This is a genomic window from Kitasatospora sp. NPDC127121 (assembly GCF_042677305.1).
Classification (GTDB): Bacteria; Actinomycetota; Actinomycetes; order Streptomycetales; family Streptomycetaceae; genus Kitasatospora.
On record NZ_JBHXTQ010000011.1, the window covers coordinates 45,501 to 62,903 of the forward strand.

Consider the following 17,403-nt stretch of genomic DNA (forward strand, 5'->3'; position numbering starts at 1 on the left):
CACCGGGCCCGGCATGGCAGCAACGGCGAAAGCCCTGCCACGCCGGCGCCGGCGCACCCACCGCGTCCCGGTCACGCTGCTGCTCCCGGCGCTGCTCGGACTGGCGTTCCTGATCCTGCCGCTGGTCGGCCTACTCGTCCGGGCGCCCTGGAGCGGCCTGTCCGAGCAGCTCACCAGCGCCGCCGTCTGGGACGCCCTGCGCCTGTCGCTGATCTGCGCGACGGCGGCCACGGCGGTCTCGCTGGTCCTCGGCGTCCCGCTGGCCTGGCTGCTCGCCCGCACCGAACTGCCGGGCCGGCGGGTGATCCGGGCCCTGGTCACCCTGCCGCTGGTGCTGCCGCCGGTGGTCGGCGGCGTGGCACTGCTGCTGGTCCTCGGGCGGCGCGGCATCGTCGGTTCCTGGCTGGACTCGGCCTTCGGCATCACGCTGCCGTTCACCACGACCGGGGTGGTCATCGCCGAGGCGTTCGTGGCGATGCCGTTCCTGGTGATCAGCGTGGAGGGCGCGCTGCGCGCCGCCGACCCCCGCTACGAGGAGGCGGCCGCGACCCTGGGCGCCTCCCGGCTGACGGCGTTCCGCCGGGTGACCCTGCCGCTGATCGCCCCGGGGATCGCCGCCGGGGCGGTCCTCGCCTGGGCCCGGGCGCTCGGCGAGTTCGGCGCCACGATCACCTTCGCGGGCAACTTCCCGGGCCGCACCCAGACCATGCCACTGGCCGTCTACCTCGCCATGGAATCGGACCCCGAGGCGGCGATCGCGCTGTCGCTGGTCCTGCTGGTGGTCTCCGTCGCGGTCCTGGTCGGCCTGCGCGACCGCTGGATGTCGACCCCGTGACGGCCCTGCGAGCCCCGGGCCGGAACCCGGCCACCGCTGCCCCGACCCCCTGGACGCCGCCCCGATGAGCACCTCCCCGACTGACCCCGCTGCCCCCGCTGCCCCCACCGACCCCACCGCCGCGGTTGCGCCTGCACCCGCCCTCGACGCCCGGCTGCGGGTGGAGCGCGCCGCGTTCACCCTCGACCTCGCCCTCACCGCCGCCCCCGGCGAGGTGGTCGCGCTGCTCGGCCCGAACGGCGCCGGCAAGTCCACCGCCCTGCGCGCCCTCGCCGGGCTGCTCCCGCTCACCGGCGGCCACCTGCGCCTGGACGGACGCCTGTTGGAGGAGCCCGGGCAGCGCGTGCACGCCCCCGCCGAGGAACGTCCCGTCGGCGTGGTGTTCCAGGACTACCTGCTCTTCCCGCACCTCAGCGCGCTCGACAACGTCGCCTTCGGCCCGCGCTGCCAGGGCCGCCCCAAGCGTGCCGCCCGGGCCGAGGCGGCCGCCTGGCTGGAGCGGATGGGCCTGGCCGACCACGCCTCCGTACGCCCCGGCAGCCTCTCCGGCGGCCAGGCCCAGCGGGTGGCGCTGGCCCGGGCGCTGGCCGTCCGCCCCCGGCTGCTGCTGCTGGACGAGCCACTGGCCGCCCTGGACGCCCGCACCCGGCTCGACGTACGCGCCCAACTGCGGCGCCACCTGGCCGAGTTCGAGGCCGTGGCGGTGCTGGTGACGCACGACCCGCTGGACGCGATGGTGCTCGCCGACCGGCTGGTGGTGATCGAGGGCGGGCACGAGGTGCAGTCCGGCAGCCCGGCGGAGGTCGCCCGGCGGCCGCGCACCGACTACATCGCGCGCCTGGTCGGACTGAACCTGTACCAGGGCGTGGCCGAGGGCCACCAGGTCACGCTCACGGCCGGCACGGTCCTGGCCACCACCGAGGAGCTGTCCGGCCCGGCCTTCGTCGCCTTCCCGCCGTCCGCCGTGACCCTGCACCGCGAACGGCCCCAGTCCAGCGCGCGCAACGTGTGGAAGGCCGAGGTCACCGGCCTGGACCTGCACGGCGACCAGGTGCGCGCCGACCTCGCGGGCGAACTGCCGATAGCCGCCGACCTCACCCCGGCCGCCGTCGCCGAGCTGGGGCTGGCGCCCGGATCCGAGGTCTGGGCCTCCGTCAAGGCCACCCAGACCCACGCCTACCCGGCCTGACCCCGACAGCGCCGGGCCGCCCGCGTCCCCGCCTATCTCCTGCCCGCTACGCTGATCAGGCCGGCGCGCCGCTCCGGCCCGGCCGCTGCTCCTGTTCGGTGCGCCGCTCCGACTCGCCGCGCTACTCCGACGGCTCGACGAAGCCCGACTCGTACGCGGCGATCACCGCCTGGGTGCGGTCCCGCGCCCCGAGCTTCGCCAGCACACTGCTGACGTGGGTCTTCACCGTCTGCACGCCGAGGAACAGCAGCTCGGCGATCTCCCCGTTGCTGAGGCCGCGCGCGACCAGCCGCAGCACCTGTGCCTCGCGCTCGGTCAGCGCCGCCCGGTCCATGGTCGCGCGGGCGGCGGGATTGCCGTGGCCGGCCGCGAGGCGGCGGATCGTGGCCGGGAACAGCAGTGACTCGCCCGCCGCCACCAGCCGTACCGCGTGCGCGATCTCGGCCGCCCGGGAGCGCTTCAGCAGGAAGCCGTCGGCGCCCGCGCGCAGCGCCTGGTAGACGTAGTCGTCGTTCTCGAAGGTGGTGACGACCAGGATCTTCGGCGGCTGCTCCCCCGGCGCGCCGGGGCGCAGGAGCTCGCGGGTCGCCGCCAGGCCGTCCAGCACCGGCATCCGGACGTCCATCAGGACGACGTGCGGGCGCAGCGTGCGGGCCAGCGCCACCGCGTCGGCGCCGTCGGCGGCCTCACCGACCACCCGCAGGTCCCCCTGCGCCTCCAGGACGGCCCGCATCCCGGCCCGGACCAGTTCCTCGTCGTCGGCGAGCAGGATGTCGATCATCCCGGCGGCGCCCCTCACAGGTCCGTCGCCCACAGGATCGTTCGTCACGAGCCCAAGCGTAGGGGCAGCCGGACGGCGAGCACCCACTCCCCGCCCCCGTCGCCCGACACCCCGGCGGTGGCCTCCCCGCCGAGCAGCGTGGCGCGTTCCCGGATGCCGCGCAGCCCCTTGCCGCCCTTGCCGCCCTTGCCCGCCGCGCCGCCCGCCAGGCGCGCCGGGGCGCCGCCGACAGTCGAGCGATTGGCGCAGCGCAGCTCCAACTGCCCGCCCTGAACGGCGATCCGGACGCTGACCGGCTCGCCGGGCGCGTACTTGAGCGCGTTGGTGACGCCCTCCTGGACGATCCGGTAGGACTCGCGGGAAAGCACCCCGGGCAGCGCCCCCGCCGACACCTCGATCCGCGCCTCGACCGGGCTCCCGGCCGACCGGGCGGTGTCGAACAGTGCGGGCAGCTGATCGACGCCGGGCTGTTCGGTGGCCGTTCCGCTGCCGGCCGCGCCCTCCGGCGTCTCGCGGAGCAGGACGAGGGTGCGTTCGAGGTCCTCCATGGCCCGGCGGCCGGTCTCCTCGATGACTTCGAGCGCCTTGGCAGTGAACACCTGGTCCCCGACCTCCCGTGCGGCACCCGCCTGAATGACCGTCACCGTCAGTGCGTGGCCGATGGAATCGTGCAGCTCGCGGGCCAACCCGTTGCGTTCCAGAAGCCGTTCGGCCCGCAGCTCCGCCTCCGCCAGCCGCTCCGCCGGGGAAGGACCCAGCAGCCTTACGGCCATGGCGAGTTGGAGGCGACCGGCGGACACCACCAGCCAGCCGTAGCCGACCACCAGCACCGGGGCGAGCGGGAGGTACCAGAACGAGTCCGGTCCGGTCAGCAGGTCGTAGCCGCTGGTGAGGCCGAAGGCCGTCGCGAACCCCACCACCGAGCCGAGCACGACCCGCCCGATCAGCCAGCCGGCGGTGCGCCGCCGGTCCGCCCAGGTGCCGGAGGACTCGGCGGCGATGTCCTCCTCACGGTCGGGCAGCAGCAGCAACCGCGCCTGCACCCCCTCGGCGCGCCGCGTCGCGGGGACGAGGGCGACCAGGGCGAGCAGGGTGACGTCCACCGCGGCGCTCGCGACCACGATCTCGCCAAGGCCCTTGTGGTACGTCCCCGGGTAGATCATCAGGATGACGCCCGCGAAGATCCACCCGACCAGCAGGTGCAGCAGGCGCGCGTACGTGGCGCCGGCCAGCAACGGCGCGAGGATCCTGGGCATTCCACCATCCTGCCAGCTCAGCGGCCGGCCCTGGCTCCCCCGCGAGCCTGCCGCCGTCTCCCTCCCGGGAGGGAGACGGCTCCCGACCCCGGCGGGATCCGCCGGTACGGCCCGCTCCGGTCGAATGTGACCACCAGCCGGACGACCCGGCACCGGAGCACCGAGAGGGGAGCGCGGCCGTGATCGAGATCCAGGGCCTCACCAAGGAGTACGACGGTCGGCGCGTCGTCGACGACCTGTCCTTCGAGGTCCGGCCCGGCCTGGTGACCGGCTTCCTCGGCCCGAACGGCGCCGGTAAGAGCACCACCATGCGCCTGATCCTCGGCCTGGACCACCCCACCGCCGGAAGCGCCCTGGTCGGCGGCCACCGGTACGCCGAACTCGCCCAGCCGCTGCGGCAGGTGGGCGCCCTGCTGGACGCCCACGCCCTGCACGGCGGCCGCACCGCCGCCGGCCACCTGCGCTGGCTCGCGGCGAGCAACGGCCTGGCGCCGCGCCGGGTGGACGAGGTGCTCGCCCAGGTCGGCCTGACCGACGCCGCCGGACGGCGGATCCGCGGCTTCTCCCTCGGCATGCGCCAGCGCCTCGGGGTGGCCGCCGCGCTGCTCGGCGACCCGCCGGTGCTTCTGCTGGACGAACCGGTCAACGGTCTCGACCCGGAGGGCATCCGCTGGATCCGCACCCTGTTGCGCGAACTGGCCGCCGAGGGCAGGTCGGTGCTGGTGTCGTCCCACCTGATGACCGAAATGGCGCTCACCGCCGACCACTTGGTGGTCATCGGCCGTGGCCGGCTGCTCGCGGACGCCGCCACCGCCGAGTTCATCGACCAGCACGGCCGGACCAGGATCCGCGTCCGGGCCGTCAACTCGGCCAAACTCGCCGCCCTGTTCGGCGGCGACCTGCTCCAGCAGTCGGACGCCGCCGGCAACCTCACCGCGACCGAGGCCGACGACGGCGCCTGGGAGGTGACCGGCGCCGAACCCGAGCAGATCGCCGCGCTCGCCGCCGCACACGGCGTGGTGCTGTACGAGATCGCGGTCCAACAGGACTCGCTGGAGGAGGCGTTCATGCGGATGACCGCCGACAGCGTCGAGTACCGCGCCGAGGCCACCGCATGAACCCCGGCTCGACCCTCCGGCACCACCTGTGCGCCTTCAACGCCGAGCGGATCAAGCTCACCACGCTCCACTCGCTCTGGATCACCCCGCTGCTCGCCTTCGCGCTCACCGTGGGCACCACCACGGCCATCGGTGCGGCCCTCGGCGGCTCGGAGCACAATCTCACCGACGACCCCGGCGTGGGCGTCTTCTACGGGCTCAACTTCGGCCAGGCCGCGCTGGTCTGCTTCGCGGTCCTGCTGATCGGCCAGGAGTTCAACACCCGCATGATCGACGTCTCGCTGACCGCCGTCCCCCGGCGCGGACGGCTGTACGGCGCCAAGCTCACGCTCGGCGCACTGGTCGGCCTCGGCGTCGGCGCGGCGGGCACGGCGGGCGCCTTCGCCGGGTACGCGGCCACCGTCCCCGGCGGCTGGGGCGGCCCCGCCTTCGTCCGCAGCGCCACCGCCGGCGTGCTCTACCCGACGCTGCTGGTGGTGTTCTGCCTCGGGGCGACCGCGCTGCTCGGCAACCTCACCGCCGCCATGGGACTGCTGGTACCGGTCGTCTTCCTGCTCTCGCCGCTGCTCGGCGGCGTGGCCGGGGTGCGGCAGGTATCCCAGTTCCTGCCCGACCGGGCCGGCCAGTACGCACTGCACTACGCCGACGACCCGCAGGTCTCGTACGGGCACTGGACCGGACTGCTGATCATGGCCCTGTGGGCCGGCGCAGCGGCCTACGGCGGCCTGCTCGCCCTGCGGCGCGCCAAGTGACCACGAACGAAGGGAAGATGACAATGAGCGCGGCCCACGCCCTGCGCGCCGAACGGATCAAGTTCACCACCCTGCCCTCCCAGTGGGCCGCCCCGCTGGTCGCCCTGGTCCTGACCGTCGGGGTCACCGCGGCCGTCAGCGCCGCCTCCGACCCCAAGACCGTGGCCCCCGGCACGGACCCGGCCAACGGGATCTACTACGGGCTGCTCTTCGGGCACGTGGCCGTGGCCTGCCTCGGGATCCTGCTGATCGGGCAGGAGTTCAACACCCGCATGATCAGCACCTCGTTCATCGCCGTCCCCCAGCGCGCGCGGCTGTACGGCGCCAAGCTCACGCTCGGCGCCGGGCTGGGCCTGCTGCTCGGGCTGGCGTCGACGGCGGGCTCGTTCCTGGCCGTCGACGCCACCGTCGGACTGGACTGGTCGACCCCCGGCCTGGCCCGCAGCTTCGTGGCCGGCGTGCTCTACCACCCGCTGCTGGTACTGCTCTGCCTCGGACTGACCACGATGCTGGGCAACTTCAGCGCCGCGCTCGGCCTGCTCGGCCCGATGGTGTTCCTCGGCACCACCTGGCTGGCGGCCATCCCCGGCGTCCGCGAGGCCGGCCAGTTCCTGCCCGACCGGGCCGGCCTGTACGCGACGCACACCCGGACCGAGGCCGGCATCCACTACGGCCACTGGACCGGACTGCTGATCATGGCCCTCTGGACGGCTGCTGCCGCCTACGGCGGGCTGCGGGCGATCCGGCGGCACCAGGCTTCCGGTGGGTAGCGCCCGACGGCGGGCGGCGGGCCGGTAACCGATGACAACAAACAGATGACAGCAAACAAGTAACAGCGAACAGATAACAGATTTCGAAATCTGTTATCTGTTATCTGTTCGCTGTCATCTGTCACCCGTCACCCGTCACCCGAGCCAGCCGGGGCGGACCAGGCCGGATTCGTAAGCGAGGACGACCAGTTGGGCGCGGTCGCGGACGCCGAGCTTGACCATGGCGCGGCTGACATGCGTCTTGGCGGTCAGCGGGCTGACCACCAGGCGGCGGGCGATGTCCTCGTTGGAGAGCCCGAGCCCGACCAGGGCAAGCACCTCGCGTTCGCGTTCGGTGAGCATCTCAAGGCCGACCGCCCGCGGCTCCTTCGAGCGGGCGGCGAACTCTCCGATCAGGCGCCGGGTGACACCCGGCGAGAGCAACGCGTCGCCTGCGGCAGCGACCCGGACCGCCCGGAGCAGTTCGGCCGGCTCGGCGTCCTTGACGAGGAACCCTGCCGCGCCGGACCGCAACGCCTCGAAGACGTACTCGTCGAGCTCGAAGGTGGTCAGTACGACCACCCGCACCCCGTCGAGCTCCGGGTCGGCCCCGATCCGCCGGGTGGCCTCCAGACCGTCGAGGCGGGGCATCCGGATGTCCATCAGCACCACGTCGGGACGCAGCTCGACGGCGAGGCACAGGGCTTGCTCGCCGTCGCCGGCCTCGCCGACCACCTCGACGTCGGGCTGGGCGTCGAGCAACGCCCGGAACCCGGCCCGGACCAGCATCTGGTCATCCACCAGCAGCACCCTGATCACCAGTCACCTCTCGTCAGGCGGGCCCGGACTCGGAAGCCCGCGTCGCACGGGCCCGCCTCCAGGGTGCCCCCGAAGGTGGCGACCCGCTCCCGCATCCCGATCAGTCCGGCTCCCGAGCCGCCCGCGTCGCCGCCGCCCACCGGGCCCGGGTCGTCGATCTGCACGGTGAGGCCGTCGGCCGTCCGGGAGAGCAGCACGGTGGCCGTCCGGGCCGCGGAGTGGCGGATCACATTGGTCAGGGCTTCCTGGACGATCCGGAAGGCGGCCCGCTGGACGGCGGTCGGCGCCTCCCCGGGGATGCCCTCGGAACGGACGCTGACGGTCAGGCCTGCCCGGCCGGCCTGGTCGACCAGTTCGTCCAGCCGGTCCAGGCCGGGGGCTGGAGTGCGCGGCGCGGTGGCCCCCGGTCCGCGCAGCGTGCCGAGGACCTGCCGGACCTCGCCCAGGGCCTCCTTGCTGGCGGCCTTGATCGTCGCCAGGGCGCTTCTGGCCTGTTCCGGGCGGGTGTCGATGAGTTCGAGCGCCACCCCGGCCTGGACGTGGATCAACGAGATGCTGTGCGCCAGGATGTCGTGCAGCTCGCGGGCCATCCGCAGCCGCTCCTCGTCGACGCGGCGCCGCTGTGCCTCCTCCGCGGCGGCTCCGGCGGCGGCGAACTGCTCGCGGCGGACCCGGGCCAGTTCCGCACCGGTCGCGATGAGCAGCAGCACCGCCGCGACGCCCAACTCCTGCCAGGCGTTGGCCTGCCAGCTCCTGGCCCGCAGCCAGTCGTACGGAATCGCGTAGCTCATCAGCAGCTGACCGACGTAGAAGGCGCCGCCGCAGGCCCAGGCCGCCCGCCGCTGCCCGCACTGGACCGCGACGAAGAACGCCACACCAAGGCTGACGAAGACCGGGCCGTACGGGTACCCGGCGAACAGGTAGCCGATGGTGACCGCTGTGGTGCCGACCATGACCGCCGCCGGGTGGCGGCGGCGCAGCAGCAGCGCGGCGGGGCCGAGCAGGAGCAGCACGTAGCCGAGGGCGTCGAGCTGGACGCGGTCGGGCTGCCGCTGTCCTGCACCGACCGTGCCCGCCACTTGGAAGCAGGCGACGGCCAGCGACGAGAGCACGGGCAGGCCCGCCCGGCCGGATCGGTTCCACGGCGGCTTCCACGACGGGCGTAACTCGTTCATGCCGGAAGGCTAGTTCGGCGCGCCACACCCGGGCATCAGCTCGCGGGTGCGGGTGCAGCTACTCCCACCGTAGTACCCGACCGGCCCGTGGAGGGGGTGCCGCCGTCCCGACGCCACAGCGTCAGGCTCACCGCGACGAACCAGAGGAAGCCGACGTAACGTCCGACCGGGATCAGCAGCGTGGCCGGCTCGGCGACCAGCGAGAGCAGGGACAACATGCTCGCGGCGGACAGGGCCAGTCCGGACCAGGCCACCCAGGCGGGCAGCGCCCGGCTCACCAGCGCGGTGCGCGACACCTGCCACAGGACCACGCCGAGCGTGCCGATCGCGGGCGCAGCGCCGGTGATGAAGGCGAGGTCCATGAGGGCGCGGGACACCGGCAGGTCCGCGGCGTTGCCCAGCAGCGACAGGACCCAACCCACGCTCGCGGACAGCACCAGCAGGACCCCGGACGCACCGCCCGCCGCCCGGACCACACCCGCCCGCACCGGGGTGCCGTGGCGGCCCACGAACTCTGTGAGCCAGGGGACGAACGCCAGCAGCGCCAGCGCCGAGAGCAGTTGGAACAGGGCTCCCACCTGAAGCGAGCGGTGCAGCGCCGCCGGATCGGCGAGCAGGTACTTGCGCACCACGTCGTCGCTGGAGTACGGGGTGGCGAACGGCCCGGAGGGCGCGGTGATGCCGCTGATGACGAGGCCGGCCACGAAGAGGAGCACGTACAGGATGCCGCTGAGCGCTCCCGCGGACGACCGACGGGGCGAGGTGAAGGACGACAAGGTCGACAGCCTCCAGGCAAGGGACGGGCGCCGGTTGGAAGGCCCACGTCCGGCGCGGTTCAGTTCACCGCACCGGCCGCGCCGGGGCGTCCTCCGGAGGAAGGCTTCCGCCGTACGCCCGCGCAGGTACCGGATCACCGGCCGCCCTCACACGGGCCTGGTGCTTCAGCCGCGGGTCGCGCCAAGGGCTCGGCCGCCGGGAGAGCACTGTCCTTGTTCTGTGTCAGCAACTGGTCTGAGCCCGGCACTTCAGCCTCCGCCCAGCGTCGTACCACCAAAACGCAACGCTACGACAGCGGGAGTATCCCGACGGTCGCCGCTCGGGCGACGACGGCGTGCGGGCGCGGCAACGAGGATTTCTGGGGTCGGCACGGGCGGCGCCACGCCGCCCGCCAGCCGACTGACTGACCGTCAATCGAGAATCCACGGAGCCACACTGATGACCACGCCACTGCCCACCTATCCCGATCTCGCGGGTAAGGCCGCCCTCGTCACCGGAGGTTCCCGGGGCATCGGAGCCGAGACGGCAAAAGCCCTGTCCGCAAACGGTGTCAAGGCAGCCATCGTCGGCCGCGACCGGAGCGCCGTCGACCGGACGGTCGGCGAGATCCGCGCGGCAGGCGGAACGGCGGTCGCGATGACGGCCGACTGCACCGATCCCGCCGACCTCGTACGGCTGCGTGCACAGGCAGAGCAGTCCGTCGGTCCGATCGAAGTGCTCTGCGCGTTCGTCGGCGGAGGCGGCGACCCGGTGCCGATCGAGCAGATGAGCCTGGAGCACTGGCACTCGGTGGTCGACCTGAACCTGACCACCACCTTCCTGGCCGTGCAGACCTTCCTGCCCGGCATGATCGAGCGCGGCGGCGGTTCGATCATCACCATGGCGTCCACCGCCGGGCGGCTTCCCGGCGGTGCCGCCGCCTCCTACGCGGCGGCCAAGGCAGGCGTGCTGATGTTCACCCGCCAGGTCGCACAGGAGGTGGGCCGGCACGGCGTGCGGGTCAACTGCCTCGCTCCGTCCCTCATCATGACGGAGAGCCAGCAGGAGCGCATACCCGCCGAAAAGCTCCCGCTGATCGTCAGGCAGTTCCCGCTCGGCCGCGCAGGAGTGCCCGCCGATGTCGCTCACGCCGCGCTCTTCCTCGCGTCCGAGTCGTCGTCCTGGCTGACCGGCCAGACGATCGACGTGGCCGGCGGGCGCATCATGCTCTGACGCCGGTGGCCGGCCGCAGCCGCAGGCCGGCGACCACGGCGCTCGCCACGAGAGCCTGACGCAGGCCCCCTCCCCCGTCGCCTCCCGAAGGACCCCGTATGACCACCCCCGCCGCGCCCTCCGTGGCAACGCCCCATCAGGGCACCCGGCAGCCCAAGAACTTCCGCCTCTCACCGACTGCCCGCAAGAGCGCGGTGGTCGTGCACATCATCAGCTCGATCAGCTGGCTGGGCCTGATGCTCTGCCTGCTCACACTCGGCGCGACAGGGCTGCTGACGGACAGCGCGGAGACCCTGCGCAGCGCCTACCGGACGATGCCGCTCCTCGGCGACGCGCTGGTCCTCCCGCTGAGCCTGCTCTCCCTGCTGACCGGCCTACTCCTCGCGCTCGGCACCCCCTGGCGCCTGTTCAGGTACCGCTGGGTTGCCGTCAAGTTCTGGCTCACCCTGGCCGCCACCGCCGCCTCGATCTTCGAACTCACCGCCCGGCTGCACGAAGCGGCCCACCTGGTGGACCAGCACCCCACCGGCACCATCGCGGACATGCACCTCGGATTCACCCGCTACAGCCTGGTGATCATCCCGATCGTCGCGCTGTCGGTGTACGTCGCCAACGTCGTGCTCTCCGTCGTCAAACCGTCGGGACGCCGCCATGCCCGGTCACGGCCCAGTGGCGGGTGAGCCAAGGCAGGGCCGAGCTCGCTGGATGCCGCGGTAGAAAGCCATGCCGCGCGGACGTGTCGCTCCAAGCGAACAGCTGACAGATTTCGAAATCTGTCAGCTGTTCGCTGTTATCCGTCTGCCGTCAAACGCCAGACGCCAGCTGTCGGCTCCCGGACGTCAGACCTCAGACCTCAGCAGTCCCCCGCAGCGCCGGGTGGTCCGCGATCACCGTGCAGCTACCCGGCGCGATCTCGGTGAAGCCCGCGTCGCGGACCAGCGGCAGACCGCTGGCAACCAGCGCCTCCCACGTCTCCGCCGGGGCCGTCCGCACCGCGAGCGCGAATCCGGCCTCGGCCCACTCCTTGCGCTGCGCCTCGTCCAGCCGCCACCAGGCCAGCTGGGCGGCGTGGCCGGTCTGCGCCATCGTCTTGCCCGCGCTCATCTCCAGCTCCGGGTTGAGCCACAGCACCGGCAACCCGGGCTCAGGGGCGCCGACCTCGGCGGTCTCCTCCAGGTCCGTCCCGGAGACCTGGAGCTTGGCGAGGTCCTTCGGCCAGCCGTCCAACGGCACCGGCGGGAACACCCGCACCTCGGCCTCCCGTCCGCTCACCGTGATCCCCGGCAGTTCGCCCGCCCGGCGCCACTCCCCGCCCCGGGCCCGCCGGACCACCTTGCGGATCCGGGCGTCCTCCCAGGCCTCGACCCGCTCCGCCCACTCGCCGTCCGCGTCGGTCACCCGCGAGTCGGACAGCAGGGTGAGCACCGCCCGGGCCGAGGTCTCCAGCGCGTCGGTCCGCCCGGGCGGCGTGGCCTTCTCCAGCCGGACGAGCAGCGGCAGCACGTACTGCGGCCGCGCGTCACGGTCCGCCGGGGCCGGGGAGTCGTCGGAAGCGGGAGCGGGAGCAGGGGTGTCGAACGGAGAAGTCACCCGTCCAGCATGCCAGCCCCGCCACTCCGGTGATCACGCGGTGCCGGGGGCCCGTACGCCCCTGCCCCTGCCCCTGCCAACCCCCGCCCCCGCACACCACCGCTCAGCGAAGCCGCTGCCGCAGTTCGTCGACGGCCGACCGGATGCTCGCGCTGTAGGCGTCCTCGGGGAGCGCGTCCAGGCTGCGCACGGCGCGCTCCAGCTGCTCGCGCGCGAGGTCGGGCTCGCCGAGCTTGAGGTGGTCCGAGGCCAGGTTGAGGTGCAGTGAGGGATAGAACGCGCGCACCTGGAGGGCGGACTCGTAAGTCTGGGCGCGCTCGGCGGTCAGCGAGTCGGCGGCGGCCAGCGCCCGCCGGTCCCACTCCAGCTCGTCCTGCGGATCGTCCTGCAGGTCGGCCAGGTAGTGGGCGAGGACGCAGCGGTGGAAGACATCGCCCCGCTCGCCGAGCGCCGCCCAGAGCACCTCGAAGCTGGCCCGCGCCTCGGCCGTCCGCCCGTGCTGGGCGGCCTGGACGCCGTCCAGTCCGAGCGCGATCCGGGTGAACACCTGGTCGTCCCCGCCTGCCGGACCCGCACGCACATCAGACGTATCGGACATGCCCGCAGCCTAGTCGCCCACCCGTCGCGGCGCCCGAAAAGCCTTTCGAACCACCCCAGCCCGGCCCGAAAACCGGACCGGACCAGCCCGGCGGCCGGTCAGCGCCGGTAGCCGCGCTGCGGGTCCCGCGCCTCCGCGTCCTCGTACGTCAGGAACCAGCCCTCCGGGTGCGTGGCCGCCAGCAGCACCTCGGTGCGCTGCTCGGCGCCCAGCTCCGGGTCGCCGTCGTCCGGTCCGTAGACGCCGAACAGTTCGTCGTGGCAGCCGTCCCAGTCGTAGTCGTACAGGTCGGCCGGCAGGTCGCCCATCATGTCGGCCACCGACTCGGGCTGCGCGCCGAGCAGGGCCCGGGCGTCCACCAGGGCCATCCGCAGCCCGATGTCCTCGGCCAGACAGCGCGGCAGCGGCCATTCACCGAGCGCGAGGTCGTCGGCCAGGTCGTCGAGGGCCCGGGCCATGGCGCGGCGCCAGTTCCGGTGCAGCCGCCAGGTGCGCTGGGGCAGGCGGGCGTAGAGCGACCAGTCGGCGTCCTCGCCGTCGACGACCGGGTCGTCACCGTGCTCGTCGAAGTCGTCGTAGGCGGCGTCGGCCAGGCCGATCAGCTGGGCGTGCAGGAGGCAGGCGGTGCGCGGGGTGAGGGTCCAGTCCGCGCCGGCGCCGCCGTCCTCGTCCTCGTCGCCCTCCAGCGGGAACAGCTCGGCGAAGTCCGGCGCGAAGTCCTCGGTGACGCTGATCTCCAGCGTGCCGCCGATCGCCTCGACCCCGGGGATCGCGGCCACCAGCCGGTCCGGGTGCAGCAGTGCGCCGAGCGCCGCGTTGGCGTCCTCGGAGACCTCGCGCAGCAGCTCACGGCGCTGGCCGGCCGGGTCGATGCCCTCGAACACCAGCTCCTCGACGGCCCTGATCGCGGCGGCGCGCAGCGCCGGCCAGTCGGTGATCCGCAGGCCCAGCACCACCGTCGCCTCGATCTCCTGCGCGCCGGAGTCCTCCGCCGCGCCCGGCCCCTGTGGATGATCGCTTCGCTCGCCCATGGGGCTACGGTACGGCCTTTCGGCCGCCCGATCACCGGTCTGAACCAGCTTCTGGACCCCTTCTCGGCCATCGCCCGGCCCCGCCTCGATCACTCGGACGTACGACAGGGCAGGATGGGCCCATGGCTGACATCAACGAGTACGGCGGCGGGCAGGGCCCGAACGCCGACGTCCTGGTCGTAACCACCAACGACATCCCCGGCTTCCGGGTCGATCATGTGATCGGCGAGGTCTTCGGGCTGACCGTGCGCAGCCGCCACATCGGCAGCCAGATCGGCGCCGGACTGAAGTCGCTGATCGGCGGCGAGCTGCGGGGCCTGACGAAGACCCTGGTCGAGAGCCGCAACGAGGCGATGCAGCGGCTGATCGAGCAGACCAAGGCGCGCGGCGGAAACGCGGTGCTGATGATGCGCTTCGACGTGACGGAGGCGGCGGACGTCGGCACCGAGGTCTGTGCCTACGGCACGGCCGCGGTGATCTCCCCGGCCGCCTGACCCGGCGGGCGCCCGAGCTGACCCGTCGCCCGCGCGGGGCGCCACGCGGCGGGACCGCAAGCACCCGCAGACGCGGGAACACCCGCCGCACCCCCGATGTTTCACCGGCGTGACTGTTTACGGTGCAACCAATGGCGGGCAGCGGCACGCGGACGCCCTGGTAGTGGACATCGAGGTGGTGGACGGCCTCGCGGTGGACGTCCTGGTAGTGGGCGCCGGACAGGCCGGACTGTCCGCCGCCTACCACCTCAGCCGCCGCGGCTTCGCCCCCTACCGGGCGGACGCCGACGGCGGCTTCGTCGTGCTCGACGCCAACCCCGCGCCGGGCGGCGCCTGGGCACACCGCTCACCGTCCCTGCGGATGGCCACCGTGCACGGTTTCCATGACCTCCCGGACGCCGAACTCCCCGCGCCCGACCCCGAGGCCCCGGCGCGCGAGGTCGTGCCGGGGTACTTCGCAGCGTACGAGGCCCGGCACGCGCTCCCGGTCGTACGCCCCGTCGCGGTTCGCGCGGTGCGCGCCGAGTCGGACCGCCCGGACTCCCGGCTGCTGGTCGAGACCGACCACGGCACCTGGTCCACCCGCGCGCTGATCAACGCCACCGGCACCTGGACCCGCCCCTTCCTGCCCCACTACCCGGGCCACTTCGCCGGTCGCCAACTGCACTACGCCGACTACCGCGGCCCCGGGGAGTTCGCCGGCCGGCGCGTCCTGGTGGTGGGCGGGGGCGCTTCGGCGATCCAGGTGCTGTCCGAGGTGGCGGCGGTCGGCGAGACGGTCTGGGTCACCCGGACCCCGCCCGTCTACCACGAGGGGCCGTTCACCCCCGAGTACGGGCGCACGGTGGTCGCCAAGGTCGAGGAACGGGTCCGGCAGGGCCTGCCGGTGCGCAGCGTGGTGAGCGTCACCGGGCTCGGCCCGTCGGTCGCCTACCGGCGTGCCGAGGAGCTGGGCGCGCTGCACCGCCGCCCGATGTTCGACCGGCTCACCGAGCACGGCGTCGCCTGGGGGGAGGAGGAGCTGACGGTGGACGCGATCGTGTGGGCCACCGGCTTCCGCCCGGAGGTCGGCCACCTGGCCCCGCTCGGGCTGCGCTCCCCCGGCGGCGGCATCGCGCTCACCGGCACCCGCGCCACCGCCGACCCGCGCGTCCACCTGGTCGGCTACGGCCCGTCCGCCAGCACCATCGGCGCCAACCGGGCCGGTCGCGCCGCCGTCAGCGACCTCGTCCACCTGCTCGGCGATCCGGCCAGGCTGCCCGCCCCGGCCGTGGTCTGAAGCAGTCAGGAGGGGAAGCAGGAGGAGAAGGGTGCGGCGGCCGGCCGCTCAGCGGTCGTAGTCGACCGTCACCCGGTCGGTGAGCGGGCGGGCCTGGCAGGTGAGGACGTAGCCGGCAGCCAGCTCCTTCTCCTCCAGCGCGAAGTTGCGGCGCATCTCGACCTCGCCCTCGGTGACCAGCGCGCGGCAGGTGCCGCAGACCCCGCCCTTGCAGGCGAACGGCAGGTCGGGGCGGGAACGCTGGGCGCCGTCCAGGATCGAGCGGTCGCACGGCAGGGAGAGCGTGCTGCCGCGCCCGTCCAGGACGACGGTGACCTCGCTGTGCGGGCCGTCGGCCACTCCCGCCGCGCCGTCCCGGTCCTCCGGGCGCTCGGACACCGGCTCGTCCTCGGCGTGGAACAGTTCCTGGTGCACGCGCTCGCCCGGCACGCCCAGCCCGGCGAGCAACTCCTTCGCCCCGACGACCATCCCGAACGGGCCGCACAGCCACCAGTGCCCGACGCTCCCGGCATCCACCAGCGCCGCCAGCAGCGCCCGCACCCGCTCCGGGTCCAGCCGCCCGCTAAGCAGTTCCGCGTCACGGGTCTCCCGGGACAGGACGTGGACCAGCTGGAAGCGGCCGAGGTAGCGGTCCTTCAGGTCGGCCAGCTCGTCCGCGAACATCACGGTGTCGCTGCGCCGGTTGCCGTACAGCAGGGTGACGGTGGAGCTGCGGTCGGCGGCCAGGACGGACGCGGCGATCGACAGCATCGGGGTGATGCCGGAACCGGCCGCGAGCAGCACGTGCTCGGCCGGAACGCCGAGGTCGGGGGTGAACAGGCCCGACGGCGTCAGCACGTCCACCTCCTCGCCCGGCCCCGCGTCCCGCACCAGCCACCGGGAGAACAGCCCGCCGGGCACCTCCCGGACGGCGATCCGCAGCGGCCCGCCGACGGGGGCGCAGATCGAGTACGAGCGGCGCTCGTCGACGCCGTCCACCACCTTGCGCAGCGTCAGGGTCTGCCCCGGCCGGAAGGCGAAGTCCGCCGCGAGCCCGTCCGGTACCGCGAAGGTCACCGCCACGGCGTCGTCGCAGAGCCGCTCGACCCGCTCGATCCGCAGCCGGTGGAAGGTCGGGCGGCGGGCGGGGCGCACCGTGGAGACTGCGGCCTCAGCGGGGACGTCGGCGGGGGCGTCGGCGTCGGCCGGGGAGGCGGCGTGCGAAGCGGCGGGCATTCAGATCTCCTTGACGCGTTCGAACGGCTCCCGGCAGGCGCGGCAGCGCCAGAGCGCCTTGCAGGCGGTGGAACCGAAGCGGGACAGCTCCTCCGTGTCCACGCCGCCGCAGCGCGGGCAGGGCACGGGAGCGGCTGCGGCTGCGGCTGCGGCTGCGGCTGCGGCAGTGCCGGCCAGAGCGGCGGCGGGGGCGGTGGTGCGGGTGGGACCGAGCACGAGCGGGACCGCGCCGGCCACGCCGGCGGCGGAGGTCGGCCGCGGCGGGGCGATGCCCGCCTCGGCGAGTTTGCGGCGGCCCTCGGCCGTGATCAGATCGGTCGACCACGGCGGATCCAACCGCAGCCGGACCCGGACGTCCCGGTACCCGGCCGCGCGCAGCCGCCGGTCCACGTCGGCGGCCATCTCGGCCACGGCGGGGCAGCCCGAGTAGGTCGGGGTCAGCCAGGCGGTCACCGCGCCGTCGTCCACCTCCACCTCGGCCAGCACGCCCAGGTCGGCCAGGGTCAGCATGGGCAGCTCCGGGTCCGGCACGG

At 73.7% G+C, this 17,403-nt stretch carries 19 protein-coding genes; 9 read left to right on the forward strand and 10 right to left on the reverse strand.

The features are described 5' to 3' along the window. Positions 1-13: 13 nt before the first annotated feature. A complete protein-coding gene (locus ACFVHI_RS08830) occupies positions 14-835 on the forward strand; it encodes an ABC transporter permease (protein WP_380337236.1) in 822 nt (273 codons plus the stop codon). A gap of 64 nt (positions 836-899) precedes the next feature. Then, positions 900-2,024: an ABC transporter ATP-binding protein gene (locus ACFVHI_RS08835; protein ID WP_380337081.1), complete on the forward strand. Its 1,125-nt coding sequence runs from the start codon at positions 900-902 to the stop codon at positions 2,022-2,024. A gap of 121 nt (positions 2,025-2,145) precedes the next feature. Here the strand turns inward: ACFVHI_RS08835 and ACFVHI_RS08840 are convergent, their stop codons facing one another. Both ACFVHI_RS08840 and ACFVHI_RS08845 read right to left on the reverse strand, forming a co-directional pair. Next, a complete protein-coding gene (locus ACFVHI_RS08840) occupies positions 2,146-2,805 on the reverse strand; it encodes a response regulator (RefSeq protein ID WP_380337239.1) in 660 nt (219 codons plus the stop codon). Between the two features lie 44 nt (positions 2,806-2,849). Next, complete coding sequence (locus ACFVHI_RS08845; protein WP_380337084.1) at positions 2,850-4,061, reverse strand: sensor histidine kinase; 1,212 nt, start codon at positions 4,059-4,061, stop codon at positions 2,850-2,852. A 179-nt stretch (positions 4,062-4,240) separates the two neighbouring features. On the opposite strand from ACFVHI_RS08845, the gene ACFVHI_RS08850 reads away from it, so the two are divergent. The 3 genes from ACFVHI_RS08850 to ACFVHI_RS08860 are packed head-to-tail and all read left to right on the forward strand — an operon-like array spanning position 4,241 to position 6,701. Then, positions 4,241-5,179: an ABC transporter ATP-binding protein gene (locus ACFVHI_RS08850; RefSeq protein ID WP_380337087.1), complete on the forward strand. Its 939-nt coding sequence runs from the start codon at positions 4,241-4,243 to the stop codon at positions 5,177-5,179. After that, entirely contained in the window at positions 5,176-5,931 is a 756-nt protein-coding gene (locus tag ACFVHI_RS08855) for an ABC transporter permease (protein ID WP_380337090.1), read from the forward strand. The genes ACFVHI_RS08850 and ACFVHI_RS08855 overlap by 4 nt, the downstream gene beginning before the upstream one ends. 23 nt (positions 5,932-5,954) lie before the next feature. After that, on the forward strand, positions 5,955-6,701 hold the full coding sequence (locus tag ACFVHI_RS08860) for a hypothetical protein (protein WP_380337093.1): 747 nt from the start codon (positions 5,955-5,957) through the stop codon (positions 6,699-6,701). 135 nt (positions 6,702-6,836) lie between these two features. Here ACFVHI_RS08860 and ACFVHI_RS08865 read toward each other — a convergent pair whose 3' ends face one another. Genes ACFVHI_RS08865 through ACFVHI_RS08875 form a run of 3 tightly spaced genes read right to left on the reverse strand, consistent with a single transcriptional unit; the run spans position 6,837 to position 9,450 of the window. Continuing rightward, complete coding sequence (locus ACFVHI_RS08865) at positions 6,837-7,499, reverse strand: response regulator (protein ID WP_380337096.1); 663 nt, start codon at positions 7,497-7,499, stop codon at positions 6,837-6,839. Then, entirely contained in the window at positions 7,496-8,674 is a 1,179-nt protein-coding gene (locus ACFVHI_RS08870; protein ID WP_380337099.1) for a sensor histidine kinase, read from the reverse strand. The genes ACFVHI_RS08865 and ACFVHI_RS08870 overlap by 4 nt, the downstream gene beginning before the upstream one ends. Before the next feature lie 35 nt (positions 8,675-8,709). Further along, positions 8,710-9,450 (reverse strand): hypothetical protein, encoded by a 741-nt coding sequence (locus ACFVHI_RS08875; protein ID WP_380337102.1) that lies wholly within the window; start codon positions 9,448-9,450, stop codon positions 8,710-8,712. 439 nt (positions 9,451-9,889) lie between these two features. Between ACFVHI_RS08875 and ACFVHI_RS08880 the strand changes: the two genes are divergently transcribed. Next, positions 9,890-10,663 carry an SDR family NAD(P)-dependent oxidoreductase gene (locus ACFVHI_RS08880; RefSeq protein WP_380337105.1) on the forward strand — a complete coding sequence of 258 codons (774 nt, stop codon included), beginning with the start codon at positions 9,890-9,892 and terminating at the stop codon, positions 10,661-10,663. 98 nt (positions 10,664-10,761) lie between these two features. Continuing rightward, a complete protein-coding gene (locus tag ACFVHI_RS08885) occupies positions 10,762-11,343 on the forward strand; it encodes a DUF2269 domain-containing protein (RefSeq protein ID WP_380337108.1) in 582 nt (193 codons plus the stop codon). A 166-nt stretch (positions 11,344-11,509) separates the two neighbouring features. Here the strand turns inward: ACFVHI_RS08885 and ACFVHI_RS08890 are convergent, their stop codons facing one another. The 3 genes from ACFVHI_RS08890 to ACFVHI_RS08900 form a co-directional block, all read right to left on the reverse strand. Further along, positions 11,510-12,253 carry an aminoacyl-tRNA hydrolase gene (locus ACFVHI_RS08890; protein WP_063349922.1) on the reverse strand — a complete coding sequence of 248 codons (744 nt, stop codon included), beginning with the start codon at positions 12,251-12,253 and terminating at the stop codon, positions 11,510-11,512. 103 nt (positions 12,254-12,356) lie between these two features. Further along, positions 12,357-12,851, reverse strand: coding sequence for a hypothetical protein (locus ACFVHI_RS08895; protein WP_380337111.1), 495 nt, complete (start codon positions 12,849-12,851; stop codon positions 12,357-12,359). Between the two features lie 98 nt (positions 12,852-12,949). Further along, a complete protein-coding gene (locus ACFVHI_RS08900; RefSeq protein WP_063349921.1) occupies positions 12,950-13,882 on the reverse strand; it encodes a hypothetical protein in 933 nt (310 codons plus the stop codon). Between the two features lie 122 nt (positions 13,883-14,004). Between ACFVHI_RS08900 and ACFVHI_RS08905 the strand changes: the two genes are divergently transcribed. Further along, complete coding sequence (locus tag ACFVHI_RS08905) at positions 14,005-14,376, forward strand: YbjQ family protein (protein WP_063349920.1); 372 nt, start codon at positions 14,005-14,007, stop codon at positions 14,374-14,376. A gap of 169 nt (positions 14,377-14,545) precedes the next feature. After that, the gene (locus tag ACFVHI_RS08910) at positions 14,546-15,655 is read left to right on the forward strand and encodes an NAD(P)-binding domain-containing protein (RefSeq protein WP_380337242.1); all 1,110 of its coding nucleotides are present in this window, start codon (positions 14,546-14,548) and stop codon (positions 15,653-15,655) included. A 48-nt stretch (positions 15,656-15,703) separates the two neighbouring features. Here the strand turns inward: ACFVHI_RS08910 and paaE are convergent, their stop codons facing one another. After that, positions 15,704-16,870: a 1,2-phenylacetyl-CoA epoxidase subunit PaaE gene (gene paaE, locus ACFVHI_RS08915; protein ID WP_380337114.1), complete on the reverse strand. Its 1,167-nt coding sequence runs from the start codon at positions 16,868-16,870 to the stop codon at positions 15,704-15,706. After that, positions 16,871-17,380, reverse strand: a complete 510-nt coding sequence (locus ACFVHI_RS08920; RefSeq protein ID WP_380337244.1) for an iron-sulfur cluster assembly protein — start codon at positions 17,378-17,380, stop codon at positions 16,871-16,873. Positions 17,381-17,403 lie beyond the last annotated feature (23 nt).

What these genes read in the sequence shown, in the direction of transcription:
- ACFVHI_RS08830 (WP_380337236.1), top strand. Translation starts at nt 14, where the DNA reads ATGGCAGCAACGGCGAAAGCCCTGCCACGCCGGCGCCGGCGCACCCAC.
- ACFVHI_RS08835 (WP_380337081.1), top strand. Translation starts at nt 900, where the DNA reads ATGAGCACCTCCCCGACTGACCCCGCTGCCCCCGCTGCCCCCACCGAC.
- ACFVHI_RS08840 (WP_380337239.1), bottom strand. Translation starts at nt 2,805, where the DNA reads ATGATCGACATCCTGCTCGCCGACGACGAGGAACTGGTCCGGGCCGGG.
- ACFVHI_RS08845 (WP_380337084.1), bottom strand. Translation starts at nt 4,061, where the DNA reads ATGCCCAGGATCCTCGCGCCGTTGCTGGCCGGCGCCACGTACGCGCGC.
- ACFVHI_RS08855 (WP_380337090.1), top strand. Translation starts at nt 5,176, where the DNA reads ATGAACCCCGGCTCGACCCTCCGGCACCACCTGTGCGCCTTCAACGCC.
- ACFVHI_RS08860 (WP_380337093.1), top strand. Translation starts at nt 5,955, where the DNA reads ATGAGCGCGGCCCACGCCCTGCGCGCCGAACGGATCAAGTTCACCACC.
- ACFVHI_RS08870 (WP_380337099.1), bottom strand. Translation starts at nt 8,674, where the DNA reads ATGAACGAGTTACGCCCGTCGTGGAAGCCGCCGTGGAACCGATCCGGC.
- ACFVHI_RS08880 (WP_380337105.1), top strand. Translation starts at nt 9,890, where the DNA reads ATGACCACGCCACTGCCCACCTATCCCGATCTCGCGGGTAAGGCCGCC.
- ACFVHI_RS08885 (WP_380337108.1), top strand. Translation starts at nt 10,762, where the DNA reads ATGACCACCCCCGCCGCGCCCTCCGTGGCAACGCCCCATCAGGGCACC.
- ACFVHI_RS08895 (WP_380337111.1), bottom strand. Translation starts at nt 12,851, where the DNA reads ATGTCCGATACGTCTGATGTGCGTGCGGGTCCGGCAGGCGGGGACGAC.
- ACFVHI_RS08900 (WP_063349921.1), bottom strand. Translation starts at nt 13,882, where the DNA reads ATGGGCGAGCGAAGCGATCATCCACAGGGGCCGGGCGCGGCGGAGGAC.
- ACFVHI_RS08905 (WP_063349920.1), top strand. Translation starts at nt 14,005, where the DNA reads ATGGCTGACATCAACGAGTACGGCGGCGGGCAGGGCCCGAACGCCGAC.
- paaE (WP_380337114.1), bottom strand. Translation starts at nt 16,870, where the DNA reads ATGCCCGCCGCTTCGCACGCCGCCTCCCCGGCCGACGCCGACGCCCCC.
- ACFVHI_RS08920 (WP_380337244.1), bottom strand. Translation starts at nt 17,380, where the DNA reads ATGCTGACCCTGGCCGACCTGGGCGTGCTGGCCGAGGTGGAGGTGGAC.